We start from the raw sequence: 14,191 nt of genomic DNA, 5'->3' as shown, positions 1-14,191 counted from the left end.
TTTTACTTTTAATAATATAGAGATTTAAATGAGCTGTAACTTCCGAGGAGGATAGCAATGTTAAATCTCCTCAGGGGTTGCAGTTTTTTAATATCTGGCTTATTATTGTAAGGTGGTTGAAAATGAATATGTACATATAGGTACATTGTAGGAGGATTTTTTTCATGCAAAACGGTAAAGTAAAATGGTTTAACTCAGAAAAAGGTTTCGGTTTCATCGAAGTTGAAGGCGGAGAAGACGTATTCGTTCATTTCTCAGCTATCCAAGGCGAAGGCTTCAAAACTTTAGAAGAAGGTCAAGAAGTTACTTTCGAAGTAGAACAAGGTAACCGTGGACCTCAAGCTACTAACGTAAACAAGAAGTAATTTTTGAAAAAAGAAGGGCTCGCCCTTCTTTTTTTTTGCATTTTTATAGATGTCCTCCTACTTACATATCATAACAAGACTGAATTTTCATTCGTTTATTCGGAGTATTTTTGTATAAAGTACATGAATAAATAAATACTGAAAATAAAGTGTTTGTGTGAAAAGGAATTTAGAAAGAGGTAAATAAATTGAAAAACGCTACACATTTCATTGTGTTTGATATTGAAAGGAATTTCAGACCGTATAAATCAGAAGATCCATCAGAAATAGTTGATATCGGAGCTGTAAAAATAGAAATAGGTACAATGAAGATAATTGAAGAATTTTCGGAGTTAGTAAAACCAAGTGCACGATTAACTCGTCATACAACAAAATTAACCGGTATTACGAAAAAAGATTTAATGGGTGTAGAAAAATTCCCTCAAATTATAGAGAAATTTATTCAGTTCATCGGCGAAGGTTCTATATTTGTTTCATGGGGAAAAGAAGATTATCGCTTTCTATCTCATGATTGTACATTATATGGTGTTGAATGCCCAAGTATAGAAAAAGAAAATAGAATTGATTTGCAAAAATTTGTTTTCCAAGCATATGAGGAATTGTTTGAACATACGCCAAGTTTACAATTTGCGGTAGAACAGCTCGCTTTAACGTGGGAAGGAAAACAGCACCGTGCTTTAGCAGATGCTGAAAATACAGCAAATATACTTCTTAAAGTATATAGCGAGAGAGATATTAATAAGCGATACAAAAGACATGGTGAACTTGAACTTGTAAAAAACGGAAAACTAACAGAAAAAGCGAAAAAAAAGATGCGAAAATGGGTGTTTAAAGAACTAAAGAAAAATACAGAACGCCCTTTTGAATGGAGTACATTTGAAAGTGGTGACACGTGGGAAAGTATAACGGAAAGATATTATATAAGTGAAAATACAGTAGAACTCCTGAAAAAACATTTTCGTACAGCAGTGAGAAAAGCGGAACGGCAGATTAGGTATTTGGCTGAGATGGAGGAGAATACAGAGGTTAAATGAATTTCTCCTCCACCTCTAACTACATACATGTAATAACAGCGTATTGATATTAAATAGGCATCAACTTGTTGTTGTGATTGTGCATTATAATTGCTTTGGGATTGTTAAGACGTAATAAGAGTTTTAAACCGTATTAATAAAATAAAAATATATATAAAGAAAAGAGTGTAGTTTAATGGAAACAATCTTTAACATTTTAACTGTTTTAGTTTTTGGGATAATATTTACCACACAATTAGCATTAACTACACTTTCTTTCATAGTAAAGAAGAATTGGAAAAAACTTAATATCTCTTTAAGTTGTGGTGTATTAAAGTTTAAAATAGAAGAGTAAGATTGAGTTTTGTACAAGGGAGGTGTGATAGTGGTAGACTTGGATATTAAAGATGTCACAGTAAAGATGGAATTAAACGGTGTCTTTTGGAACGAGGATCGGATTGCTGAAATGAAGGTGACTACAAAAGAAGAGCATTCTGTTATTCTTCGTCTAGTAGTTGATTTAGAAAGTAAAACTATTAGGGCGACGAGTGCGGAAATAGTGAATGGATTCTGCCCTCTGTGCAAACAGAAAAGGGACGAATGTAGTGAACTTAATGACTTGCAAAACAAAATGGAAATTTTAGAAGAAGCCTACGATTGGGTGAGAGAACATCCGGAATATCGTTTTCAATTATCTTTTTACGAGTACAATAAATTTGAGGTAGTAAAGTGAAATTTGCATCTTAACAACTTATAGAAGGACTTGGTCAACTAGAAATATTGAAGTAGATATTTCTAATGGAAATAAGCTTGTATAACAAGGAAGGGATGTATTTGATTCTGCAACAAATGTCATCTTGCATCAAAAAAATTTGAAAATAAACATGTTTTATTATAAAGCAGAAAAATCGATTCTTAGTAGAATCGGTTTTTAATATAAACAAAAGAGCGCTTATTAAAAGCGCCCAGTAACAACAGTTATATGGAAGTATTTATCCCGTAAAAGCCCGATTGGTGAGGGTTAATAATTAGTGGGGGATGAACAAAACCACACTGATTAAAGTTTCACTTTATTCAATACCGCTCGGATCAAACGAATACTGCTGCTTATTCTCAATCCGCTCAATCACATCTTGCAGCTCATCTGGCTTCAGAAACTCAATAGGAGAGAAGCCTTTTTCAAATGTAAGTGTGTCTGCTTCAATCATAAGTACATATCGATCATTTACCTTCGCAATATGTATTTGATCCCCGAAATCAGCAAGCAGGGCCTTCACAGAGATATGATCTGCTTTTAGTTTTAATTCGACTTCAGGAGCATGCTCGACGATTTGAGCAGTTGCTTCCATTACTTCTTCGGTTGAAAATTGTTCCATAATTTCGCGTTTCGGACTGGCAGCCCATACTTCCATCGCTTGGTCGAATTGTTCGCGTTCTTCCGTACCTTCTTCAAATACATCTTCAATTTGGTCGTATACCATGTCCATTACTTGTGTTTTCATAATTTCAGGCATAGAGCGTTCGTATTCGACGAATTTTAAGAAGTCTTCAAAGTAGCGGGCATGTGATGCTTGGTGTATTTTTAGTTCGCCTACTTCAACCATACCTTCTTCAGGCATGTACGGATATTGGATAGATTTCATATTCTTTGTTGTGATGGCCATTTCAACGTTACGAATCAGTGTTGATTCATCAGAAATAGAAGCAACCTTTGGTTCAAAGTCGCATTTCATTACGAATACGAAGGGATCATCAAAGTATTTGCGTAGTTTTGCCTGAGCAATTAAAAATACACCACCACGTACAGCGCTTGTGTCAAGATATGTATAAACGAGAGGTTCGCTCATATCTTTAAAGTTTTCTTTTGTTTCTGCAAAGCGAATACGATTAAAAAGGTTGTAATGAGGGTTTGAATCAAGTTCGTGCCCTTCTTCTACAATAAAGCGACCAATTTTTGTTGGGGCTTGTTCTGTTTTTGCATGACGTTCTACTTTTCGCTTCGATATTTTTAATAACTCACCATTCAAAAATTCTTTTAAGGAACTATCTTCATATTCTTCAGCGTCTAAAGTTTGAAAATGTTTGTAGCGTTTATCAACTGCTTCACCTTTTCCTTCTACTTGTACAACATAAAAGGAAAGATAATTTATTTCAAAATCCATATTTATCACCTTGTTTCATTTCATTAACTCTTATCAGTATAGAGATGGAAAAAACTTTCGTCAATTTATATAAGGAAGGGGAAGCCCCTTCCTTTATATAATCTTTATTTTCTCGATTAAAATCCGTCTTCTAATGCTGCGAATGGAATGTTTAGTCTGTTTTCTACTGTGCGTAAACGTTGGTTTAAGCGGTTTAGTCTACGTGTATGGCGCTCAACTGTATTTTCTAGTTGACGAACTCTTTGTTCAAGCTCATTTACGCGTCTTTCTAATTGACGATTTCCAGTGCCAGGAAAAGAGATTGGAAGTTGGAATTGTCTATTTTGGTCATATGGATTCGTGTGCTCTGCTTGATCTATATAAGATTGATATTGTGTTTGTAAGTCATACTGTGGTTGTTGGTACGCATATTGATTATATGGATCATATGGATTGTAGGGATACATAATAACATCCTCCATTTCTTTAAAATAGGTTGAATTCACCATAATGTATGTGCAAAAGCGGAGTGGTGGCACGGCAAATACCTATTTATGTTGACGGGATTTCTCTTTATCCCGCTATTTGCTGGGCAATAAGACCCCCATGTCAAAATTCAGCAGAAACAAAGAAGGTCGGGATGCCCGTAAAACCCCCACTGATTACAGTTTCACTTTATAAAAAATAGCTTGAGGGTTTTTGATTTGTATTTCTTTTGCTTAATGGTATATACTGGATAAAAGAGAGAGTTTACATAAAAGTTACAATTCTATCAAACTCAAACTTTTATGTAAATATGTATAGACATTTATAAAAGAAAAGAGTAATTTATATAGAGTGAAAAATAACTTGTAACATTTTATAAACATATTGTAAAATGATTGTAACAAAACATACATAAAAATGAAATAAATACATAATAGTGATGTTGGGGAAAGGGAGAGAGTATATTGTTCCGTAAAGTAAAGGGTATATTGGTTGGGGTGTTATGTGTAGCTATAATGAGTGGCTGTGGTGCAAAAGTAAGTGATGTTGCATTGGTAAGTGATATTGGTGGGCATACTGTAGAGGCTAAAGCAGAAGTGCAGGATACTATTAGTTTAGTTGATGGTCGAACTGGTACTGAAGTGAAAAAATTAGATTTATCTAGTTTAGGCTATTTTGAAGATGAAGCGAAATTTAAAAAGTCTGTAACAAAGGTTGTTGGTGAGGTTGGAAAAAGCGTCGACAAAAAAATGGTTCCTTCACGTATAGCACCTGATGGAAGTTGGCAAGAAGGAAAACCTTCTTATGAATTAATGGAAAAAGAATTAGTAGATAAATTGTTAAATGTTGGTATGTGGGATGCTACGTATCAGTTGCCGATCGTGGAGAAAAAACCAGTCGCAACATTAAGTGATGCGCAAGGAAATGGTACGGTAATTGGTAGATATGAAACGAACTTAGGTGGTTCAACAGGTGGCCGTATTGAGAATATTCGTTTGTCAGCAGCGAGCATAAATGGAGTTGTGTTAGCAAAAGGAGACCGTTTCTCTTTTAATTCATTAATCGGTGATACAACACCAGATAAAGGATATCAATTAGGGAAAGAAATAGTTGATGGTAAATTAGTAGATGGATATGGCGGTGGTGTTTGTCAAACATCTTCAACTTTATACAATGCAGCAGATCAAGCTGGCCTGAAAATGGTGGAGAGAACTACACATTCTAAAACGGTAGGTTATGTTCCACAAGGAAGAGATGCTACAATTGCATATCCATATTTAGATTTAGTATTTGAAAATACGAATGATGCACCTGTGAAGCTTTATATGGGCATTCAGGGTGGAAAGCTAGTTGCTGAAGTACATAAAATGAGATAAGAGTTAAAATGCCACCTTTTCTAAAAGTTAGAAAAGGTGGCATTTTTATTATGAAAATAAAAATGCATGTGAATTCTGACTTTTCTTATTTACATAGGATGATTTTAGTTGTATCCTTCATAGTAACGGTTATATGTAATGGGAAAATATAGGGATAAGGAGATGAAGTTATTCATGGTAAAAATTCATCCGAAAACACGTATTGGTCATGTTGAATTTAAAGTGAAAGATTTAGAGCGTCAAATTGCTTTTTATGAGAATGTTGTAGGATTAGAGGTAATTAAGCAAGAGGGGAATAAAGCATATTTATCTGGAAAAGGTGGAAAGAACGCGTTACTTGTTCTTGAAAGGTTAGAGGACGGGGTACTGCAAGAACCGCGTACGACTGGTATATATCATGTAGCCTTTTTAGTTCCGACTCGTGAAGCTTTTGCTTCTGCGCTATTTGGGGTTCTTCGTAATAAAAATGTAATTGACAGCCCGGATGAGCAAGAAGGGCGTTATACATATTCAAATGAAATTTTACCAATTTCAAGGTTTAATAGTGCAAGTGATCATACATATAGCGAAGCTTTTTATTTGCAAGATTTAGAGGGGAATGGTATTGAAATTTATGCAGACCGTCCGCGTGATCAATGGGGAGAAGGGCCAGGAGGAAGTACACCACTTGATTTAAAAGAATTGGCAACACTTGTTGATTATGAGTTTGATGGTTTGCCTGCTAATACTGTCGTTGGGCACGTACATTTACGAATAGCTGATGTAGAGAAATCACATGAATTTTATGTGGAAACAGTAGGTTTTGAAGTACAACAGCGTGAAGAGGATTGCTTATTTATTTCAGCAGGGGGATATCATCACCATATTGGTGCAAATACGTGGAACGGAGTAAACAATCCACACCCACCAGTACATGCAACTGGGCTAAAGGTGTATACGATTGTACTACCATATAAAGAGGCGTTAGATGAAGTGAAAGAAAGATTAATAGAAAAACAACATGAAATAAATGAAACTACAAATGGGTTTGTGGTGGTAGATCCAAGTGGTATTACAGTGCAATTTGAAATAGAAGCAGTGTAAAATAAGCGAGAAAGTGTATAATCACTTTCTCGCTTATTTGTGATCATTCATAGCTCAATCCAATATCTTCTTACTACATTCCCATCTTCCTCAGTGAAATCATGATCACGAAGCCCGCCGTTATGTAAAATCGTTTTTTCAGAAGCGGTATTCACTGCGTCGCAAACGACAAGTACTTTCGTGATGTCTAATTCCTTCGTTTTTTCTAATGATAATGCTAGTAATTTCGTAGCATAACCTTTTCTTCTTTCAGAAGGGCGAATGCCATAACCGATATGACCGCCAGCGTTAAATAGATGTTCAGTTAAACTATGACGTATATTAACAGCTCCGACAATTCTATTATTATTTGTAACGAGCCAATATGTAGAATCTGGTACCCAAGTTTCAGGGGTATTTATTCCGTTATGCGCATCGAGAAGTTCTTGAACCATAGCTGGGAAGTTAGCAGGATTTTTTGAGATAACCCACGGGATCATTGTTTCACCGCTATCTTTCCATTCGTTATAGAAATCTAAGTATTCTTCTTGTAAATCAGTAGTAGGTGTAAGTAACGAGACGTTCATTGTTAGTAAGCTCCTTTGTTTATGTAGTATTTATAAAAAATTATGATACAAAATGAAAGCGTTTTCCTAAGTTTCTCAACCTAATTTCATGTAATTCACCTTTTATTTTTTAGAAAATTAGTGAAGGTTTAAAATTAGAAGTTATTTATTTTATGTTAATATTTAAAATATTAACATAAAACGACCGGAGTATTAAGTGTATTTTAGTGGTATTCCTTCATGTTGATAAATGGATGTTTGTGATATTTTTTGTTTTATCTATCTATAATGAATGAAAGGGGGAAGTGCCCGTGAGTGTAGATTTTGATTTTATTATACGAATCGGTGTTGCTGGCTTGTTAGGAGCAATGATTGGTATTGAAAGAGAAATTCGATCGAAAGAAGCTGGATTAAAGACTCATTTCCTCGTAGCGGTAGGAAGTGCGTTAATAATGGTTGTTTCGAAATATGCCTTTTCAGATATTGTGTTTGAAGAGCATATGTCTCTAGACCCAAGTCGTATTGCAGCACAAGTCGTTAGTGGAGTTGGTTTTTTAGGTGCAGGCACAATTATTATTCAAAAGCAGGCGGTGAAAGGATTAACGACCGCGGCTGGTTTATGGGCTACTGCCGGTATAGGATTAGCAATTGGAGCGGGAATGTATGTAGTAGGCATTGGAGCGACGATTCTCGTTTTAATTGGTTTAGAAATTGTAAGTCGTATTTTTAAGGTGCAATTTTTATTTCCACAAAATATAACAGTGCAAATGTTTGTAAATAAACATGAAGCGATACAACAAATATTAGAAACACTACAAGTGAAAGGCATCCCAATACTCTCATATGAGGTGGAAGCTTCACAGCAAGGTACAGAAACTGTTTATAAGGTAGGAATGCAACTGAAAAATATATCGTCAGAAGAAAAGAATGAGTTTATTCAGCATATGCAAACATTACCGGAAGTTACGTTTATAAAGTTAAAATCATAGTGTTGAAAACGAGGATAGATGTAGCAGAAATTTTGCTATTATCTATCTTTTTTTGATATAAAATGCACGGAAAGTCAAGCGTTAATTTTACATGGAATGGATACATGTGTGAACGTTACCTTATTTTTTCTCAATACAGGACAAAAAGTAAAAATAGTAAAATAATGGAGCGGGACACTAAAAATGTAAGGTAGGGGAGAGCATGAAAGGCTATTCAAAGAAAATGTTAGTAGGGATAAGTTTTGCTAGTTTAATGTTAGGGAGTTTTCAAGGGGGAAGTTTGGCAGAAGATACTAAGGGAGAGCAAGTTTCTTATCGAAATGTGCTCAAAATGGAGCCAGTCGGTGTACAACTACCAGTACAAGAATTAGCTCATTCATCGAAAGTGCTCGAAAGCAAGTCTTTTGAGAAAAGGCTACAATTTGCCGATTTATCACAAAGACCACCTGAGGTGAAAAAAGAAAGTAAGCAATTAGCTGTAGCGAAAACTTATACAATTGCTGAATTAAATCAATTAAGCAATCAGCAGTTAGTAGATTTACTTGTAACAATTGATTGGGAGCAAATTACGGGGCTATTTCAGTTTAATACAGACAGTCTAGCATTCTATCAAAATGATAGTAGGATGCAGGCGATTATTGATAAATTGAAGCAGCAAGGACAAGCCTATACGAAGGATGATTCAAAAGGGATTGAGACATTAGTGGAGGTATTACGTTCAGGATTTTATTTAGGATTTTATAATTCGGAACTTAGTAAATTAAATGAACGGAGTTATCATGATAAATGCTTACCTGCATTAAAAGCGATAGCTAACAATTCAAATTTCAAGCTGGGTACATTAGAGCAAAATAGAGTGGTATCATCATACGGAAAGTTAATAGGAAACGCTTCGAGTGATGTGGAAACGATAACATCAGCTGCAAAGATTTTTAAACAATATAATGATAATTTTTCTACATTAGTAGATAATCTTTCAGCTGGAAATGCTATTTACGATATTATGCAAGGTGTTGATTACGATATTCAATCGTATTTGTACGATACGAGGAAAGCACCGAAAGATACAGTATGGTATCAGAAAATAGATAGTTATATTAATGAATTAAGTCGTTTTGCATTAATGGGAACGATTACAGCAAAAACCGGTTGGCTTATTAATAATGGCATTTATTATACAGGTAGACTCGGTACGTTCCATAGTACAGGAACGAAAGGGTTACAAGTTGTAACAGATGCGATGAAAATATATCCATATTTAGGGGAGCAATATTTCGTAGCTGCTGAGCAAATTGCAACGAATTATGGCGGGAAAGATGCAAATGGTAAAGTGGTGAATTTAGATCAAATAAGAGAAGATGGAAAGAAAAAATATTTGCCAAAAACGTATACGTTTGATGATGGGGCAATTGTTTTAAAAGCTGGAGATAAAGTGACAGAAGAAAAAGTAAAACGTTTATATTGGGCGGCAAAAGAAGTGAAGGCACAATTCCATCGTACGGTTGAAAGTGATCAACCTTTAGAAAAAGGAAATCCTGATGATGTATTAACGATGGTTATTTATAATAGCCCAGCGGAATATCAATTTAATCGTCAATTGTACGGATATGAAACGAATAACGGTGGTCTTTATATAGAAGGAACAGGTACGTTCTTTACTTATGAGCGTACGCCAGAAGAAAGTATTTATAGTTTAGAAGAATTATTCCGGCACGAGTTTACGCATTATTTACAAGGTAGATATGAAGTACCAGGGTTATGGGGACAAGGAAAAATATATGAAAATGAAAGATTATCTTGGTTTGAAGAAGGAAATGCTGAATTTTTTGCAGGGGCAACGAGAACGGATAATGTTGTACCGAGAAAGAGTATTATAGGAGGGTTATCTTCAAACCCAGCAGAGCGTTATACGGCAGAGCGAACGTTAAATGCAAAGTATGGAACGTGGGATTTCTATAATTATTCCTTTGCTTTACAATCGTATATGTACAATAAGAGATATGATATGTTTGATAAAATACATGATCTTATTAGGAAAAATGATGTAACAGCATATGATGCATATCGCTCTACATTAAGTAAAGATGCGAATTTAAATAAAGAATATCAAGACTATATGCAAATGTTAGTTGATAATCGTGAGAAATATAATGTGCCATTAGTATCAGACGATTATTTAGCGAATCATGCATCGAAGCCAGTTTCAGATATTGCAGCAGAAATAACAGCGGAAGCAAAATTGAAAAATGTATCAGTGAAGAAAAATAAATCACAGTTCTTTAATACATTCACACTACAAGGAACATATACAGGAACTGCAGCAAAAGGAGAATATGAAGATTGGAAAACAATTACACAAAACGTTAATGATACGTTAAAACGTTTAAGTGCAAAGGAATGGACAGGCTATAAAACAGTAACAGCATACTTCGTAAATTATCGCGTGAATGCATCAGGACAATTTGAATATGATGTTGTGTTCCATGGTATTAATACGGAAGAAGGGGCAGAGAATAAAGCACCAGTTGCGGTTATAAACGGTCCGTATAGTGGAAATGTAAATGAAGCAATTTCATTTACAAGCAACGGATCAAAAGATGAAGATGGGAAAATTATTTCATATAAATGGGAGTTTGGTGATGGAGCAGTAAGTAATGAGCAAAATCCAACTCACGTATATACAAAAGAAGGAACGTATACGGCTAAATTAACAGTAACAGACGATAAAGGAGCAACTAATACTGCTACAGCGACTGTAGCTGTTCAAAAGAAAGAAGATAACAGTGTAGAAAAAGAACCGAATAACTCATTCCAAACAGCAAACAAACTGCAGTTAAATCAAGTCTTACGTGCTAGTTTAGGAAATGGCGATACAAGTGATTTCTTTGAAATTAATGTGGAAACTGCTAAAAACCTTCAAATTAACGTAACGAATGAAAATAATATTGGAATGAACTGGGCACTTTATTCTGAAGCAGATTTAAATAATTATGTTACGTATGCTCAGCAACAAGGGAATAAATTAGTAGGTAGCTACTACACGTATCCAGGGAAGTATTATTTACATGTGTATCAGTATGGCGGGGGGACAGGGAATTATACGGTGGAAGTAAAGTAGTAAAAGGGGAGTTGTCTTTTTCAATGAATGGAAAAAGGTCTGTACTTTAATGAAAAAACAACTGCAGGAAATGTCACTAGTGATAATAACAAATTAAGTGTCGCGAGATATTATATTTACATTAAACAAATCTAATCAGTAAATGAGATAAAATCGATGAACTAGTATTTCATCACGATGTAAGAAAAGTTATAAATATTAAGTGCGTTTAATGTAGTTAAACTAAAGGATCAGAGTGTATCTGTAACAATAGATAAGCTCTGATCCTTATTATATTTAATTAACGCATATGAATTTAAGATAATTAATAAGTAAGCTAGCTAGCGGGATTCTTAAAATTCATTTATGTAATTAACTAAACAGAAAATTGTTATCACATTAGCAAGGGATACTAATAGAAAAGCGTGTCCCTTTACCTAATTCACTCTCTATTTCTATATCTCCGTTTAATTCTCTAATAATACTATAAGCAATCATAGTACCAAGCCCAGTTCCTTTTTCTGTTGTTGAATAGAATGGCAAAGCAATTCGTTTTATTTGTTGAGATGACATCCCAATTCCTGAATCAATAATATCAATTATGATATTTCCTTTTACTTTTTGTATATTTATTTGTAATAATCCACCATTTTTCATAGCCTCAATTCCGTTTTGGATGATGTTGTTTAGACAGAGTTTGAATTTTTCGGGGTCCCCATTTATATAAAAGGAATCTGTACTATTTTGTTTGATTTCAACTTTGTATGACAGAGCGAGTGGTGAAATAGTATCTTTCACCTGATTTAAAATGTGATTAATATCTATTTTCTCTTTTAGGGTGTTCTGTGGTTTGGTTAAAGATAAATAGTTATTAATAGTAGATTGTATTTGCTGCATTTCAATTAACATGATTTCTAAGTATTGCTCCTGAGATAGCTTAGAGGCATGTTTTTCATTTAATAATTGAGTGAATCCATGTACCGTGGTTAGTGGGTTGTGGATTTCGTGTGCAATTGACGCTGCTAGTTCGCTAGCTATATAAAATTTTTCAGCCCGTTGCAGTTTTTCTTTCATTTTATATTTCTCAATCATTTCCTCTATAAAATAAACTGATAATAATACTGTGAAAATATTAATGACTATATAATTTAATAAAAATTCTATGAGAGTAGAGTCTATTTTACCTCCTGTATTTATTTGAGTTACAATACCGCAAATAGAAAGTGAAGCTGTACATACTAAAATAAGAAGTAAGCTTAATAATATCTTTTTTTCTTTAAAATACATAGGTAATAAGTAACGAAAGAGCATTGTTATACCCAAAATAATAGTGAAGATAATAAATGATGGAAGAACGCCATTTCCGCCTAAGTAAAACCGGTAAGAAAGATATAAAATTCCTATAAAAACAATGTTTTTTGTATTTCCATATAGAAAAACTAATATAATAGGAATAAAACGTAAATCATAAATAAATCCCACATGTAAATGAAAAGGAAAAGTCATACAAAAAATAATAGCAATGGAGGAAAGGATAGAAAATAACATATTATTACATGTTATTTTTTCTTTAAACTCTAGCCAGAATACGTGATAGCTAAGGATACAAATTATTATAATAAAGGTATTTAATAAAAGAGTAGAAATTCCCATAGTTTTGCATCTCCGATAGTTTGTAAGTAGAATTATGTATGAGTTGGACAAAGATGTTTAGTATTAGTAGACTTTTTATCTAAAAAGGAAGGGTACTTGAAAAGTGCTGTTATATTACTCGTATTAAAATCGATAAGGAAAATAGAAAAAATAATAGATAAAAAATCTATTTAAATTCATGTGCATATGAAATTATAAACTAACTTTTGTATAGGTAAAATTGGGATTGAGTTACTGATAAAATAAGGTTCTTTAAGTATGAATATTCTGTGAAAATGATATGTGTGGTGACTCCTGTTTTGTAGCCTTCGTTATATTAACATGGAATATATCAAATTACAAAGTGAAATTTTAGAAAAATTTTATTAGTACATTTTATCTGAAATAGAAATGCCATTTATTTGAGTATTTTGGTACTTCCTCGTATAAAACTTTGTTAGAAAAAGATTTTAAAATTTATAAGTTTTTTATGAAGTGTAATATTGTAGCTTTATCTATGTGGCTTTCTCAATAACTATTAAGGCGGAAAGTTAAAATATATAGGTTTATAGATATGAATTATTACATAAAAACGCACTTAAAAAAGGATGTATGATGGTAATAGAATACAAACATCAAGGGGGAACTTAAAATGAAGTTAAATAAACTAGTGCTTAGTTGTGGAGTAGTTTCAGCATTAACACTTGGTGTGTTAGGGAATAATACTTATGCTGAAGAAGTACACAAAACGAATGATCCAATTCATGTAGTTGAACATGTTTCTGCAGACTTATTATTAACCCAAACAATGGATTATAGTGGCGAGGCTGTAACTTCTTTCGTATATGATGGGAGTACTGACTTAAGCTTTTCTATGAAAAATAATGGTCAAAATACAATGGGATATAGTGTAAAAGGTCCAAATACAGAGCTAATTGTTGGTGGTTATATAAAACCTGGAGAACAACAAATTAATGTTACAAATGTACGGAATGCTTTATCTCCATTACCGAATGGAACATATAAAATTTACGTTTCAAATGATGATGGTTCTAAGGGGCAATTCCAAGTTTCAGTAAGATCTATGAATTAAATTTAAAACGCTTTGTTTTTAAGTTAATTTAATCTTTACTTATTGGAAAGAAGCTAAAGTGAATTGAGAATTACCGATAAAAATGAAAACGAGCACCTTATCTAATTGTGAGAGGGTGTTCGTTTTTTGCTATTAAACAGAAAATAATTATAAATATATTTTGATATTCCCATTGCTAACCTACTAGATTGTGTCAACTAGAGAATGTCTACTATAAAACATATTAAAATAAAGATGATGTAACATTCCGCTAAATTATATGGGGAAATAGAAAAACCACCCTTATATGAGTGGTTTTAGTAATTATTTTTAGGTTATACATTTAAAATTAGGCTAAGTTATAGAAATAATAAACATTTAATCCGTTGTTA

The 14,191-nt window shown here is 33.5% G+C and carries 12 protein-coding genes; 8 read left to right on the top strand and 4 right to left on the bottom strand.

Annotated features, from left to right (window positions below; genetic code table 11):
* Nucleotides 1-164: 164 nt before the first annotated feature.
* The 3 genes from cspB to GBN91_RS12785 all read left to right on the top strand — a co-directional run bounded on the left by cspB (nt 165) and on the right by GBN91_RS12785 (nt 2,111).
* Nucleotides 165-365 carry a cold shock-like protein CspB gene (gene cspB / locus GBN91_RS12795; protein ID WP_001179150.1) on the top strand — a complete coding sequence of 67 codons (201 nt, stop codon included), beginning with the start codon at nt 165-167 and terminating at the stop codon, nt 363-365.
* 188 nt (nt 366-553) lie between these two features.
* Complete coding sequence (locus GBN91_RS12790) at nt 554-1,399, top strand: exonuclease (protein WP_000786417.1); 846 nt, start codon at nt 554-556, stop codon at nt 1,397-1,399.
* A 364-nt stretch (nt 1,400-1,763) separates the two neighbouring features.
* On the top strand, nt 1,764-2,111 hold the full coding sequence (locus GBN91_RS12785) for a hypothetical protein (RefSeq protein ID WP_000227983.1): 348 nt from the start codon (nt 1,764-1,766) through the stop codon (nt 2,109-2,111).
* A 337-nt stretch (nt 2,112-2,448) separates the two neighbouring features.
* On the opposite strand, the gene GBN91_RS12780 is transcribed toward GBN91_RS12785, so the two are convergent.
* Entirely contained in the window at nt 2,449-3,540 is a 1,092-nt protein-coding gene (locus GBN91_RS12780) for a DUF3900 domain-containing protein (RefSeq protein ID WP_000345046.1), read from the bottom strand.
* 116 nt (nt 3,541-3,656) lie between these two features.
* Entirely contained in the window at nt 3,657-3,986 is a 330-nt protein-coding gene (locus GBN91_RS12775; RefSeq protein ID WP_000283715.1) for a hypothetical protein, read from the bottom strand.
* Nucleotides 3,987-4,469: 483 nt separating this feature from the next.
* On the opposite strand from GBN91_RS12775, the gene GBN91_RS12770 reads away from it, so the two are divergent.
* Both GBN91_RS12770 and GBN91_RS12765 read left to right on the top strand, forming a co-directional pair.
* The gene (locus GBN91_RS12770) at nt 4,470-5,381 is read left to right on the top strand and encodes a VanW family protein (RefSeq protein ID WP_000488973.1); all 912 of its coding nucleotides are present in this window, start codon (nt 4,470-4,472) and stop codon (nt 5,379-5,381) included.
* Between the two features lie 138 nt (nt 5,382-5,519).
* Nucleotides 5,520-6,464, top strand: a complete 945-nt coding sequence (locus tag GBN91_RS12765; RefSeq protein ID WP_002024552.1) for a VOC family protein — start codon at nt 5,520-5,522, stop codon at nt 6,462-6,464.
* A 47-nt stretch (nt 6,465-6,511) separates the two neighbouring features.
* Here the strand turns inward: GBN91_RS12765 and GBN91_RS12760 are convergent, their stop codons facing one another.
* Nucleotides 6,512-7,030, bottom strand: a complete 519-nt coding sequence (locus GBN91_RS12760) for a GNAT family N-acetyltransferase (protein WP_149149857.1) — start codon at nt 7,028-7,030, stop codon at nt 6,512-6,514.
* Nucleotides 7,031-7,320: 290 nt separating this feature from the next.
* On the opposite strand from GBN91_RS12760, the gene GBN91_RS12755 reads away from it, so the two are divergent.
* Together GBN91_RS12755 and colA are read left to right on the top strand one after the other, a co-directional pair.
* Nucleotides 7,321-7,998: an MgtC/SapB family protein gene (locus GBN91_RS12755; protein ID WP_000109719.1), complete on the top strand. Its 678-nt coding sequence runs from the start codon at nt 7,321-7,323 to the stop codon at nt 7,996-7,998.
* Between the two features lie 202 nt (nt 7,999-8,200).
* Nucleotides 8,201-11,116, top strand: coding sequence for a collagenase ColA (gene colA, locus GBN91_RS12750; protein ID WP_152121587.1), 2,916 nt, complete (start codon nt 8,201-8,203; stop codon nt 11,114-11,116).
* A 378-nt stretch (nt 11,117-11,494) separates the two neighbouring features.
* On the opposite strand, the gene GBN91_RS12745 is transcribed toward colA, so the two are convergent.
* A complete protein-coding gene (locus tag GBN91_RS12745; RefSeq protein ID WP_152121586.1) occupies nt 11,495-12,748 on the bottom strand; it encodes a sensor histidine kinase in 1,254 nt (417 codons plus the stop codon).
* 631 nt (nt 12,749-13,379) lie between these two features.
* Between GBN91_RS12745 and GBN91_RS12740 the strand changes: the two genes are divergently transcribed.
* Nucleotides 13,380-13,820, top strand: a complete 441-nt coding sequence (locus tag GBN91_RS12740) for a hypothetical protein (protein ID WP_000773522.1) — start codon at nt 13,380-13,382, stop codon at nt 13,818-13,820.
* Nucleotides 13,821-14,191: the final 371 nt, after the last annotated feature.

The sequence above is a fragment of the Bacillus sp. B1-WWTP-T-0.5-Post-4 genome (assembly GCF_009183795.1).
Lineage (GTDB): Bacteria > Bacillota > Bacilli > Bacillales > Bacillaceae_G > Bacillus_A > Bacillus_A cereus.
The sequence above is the reverse complement of the archived record's forward strand: the minus strand, read 5'-3'. Positions and strand labels throughout refer to the sequence as shown.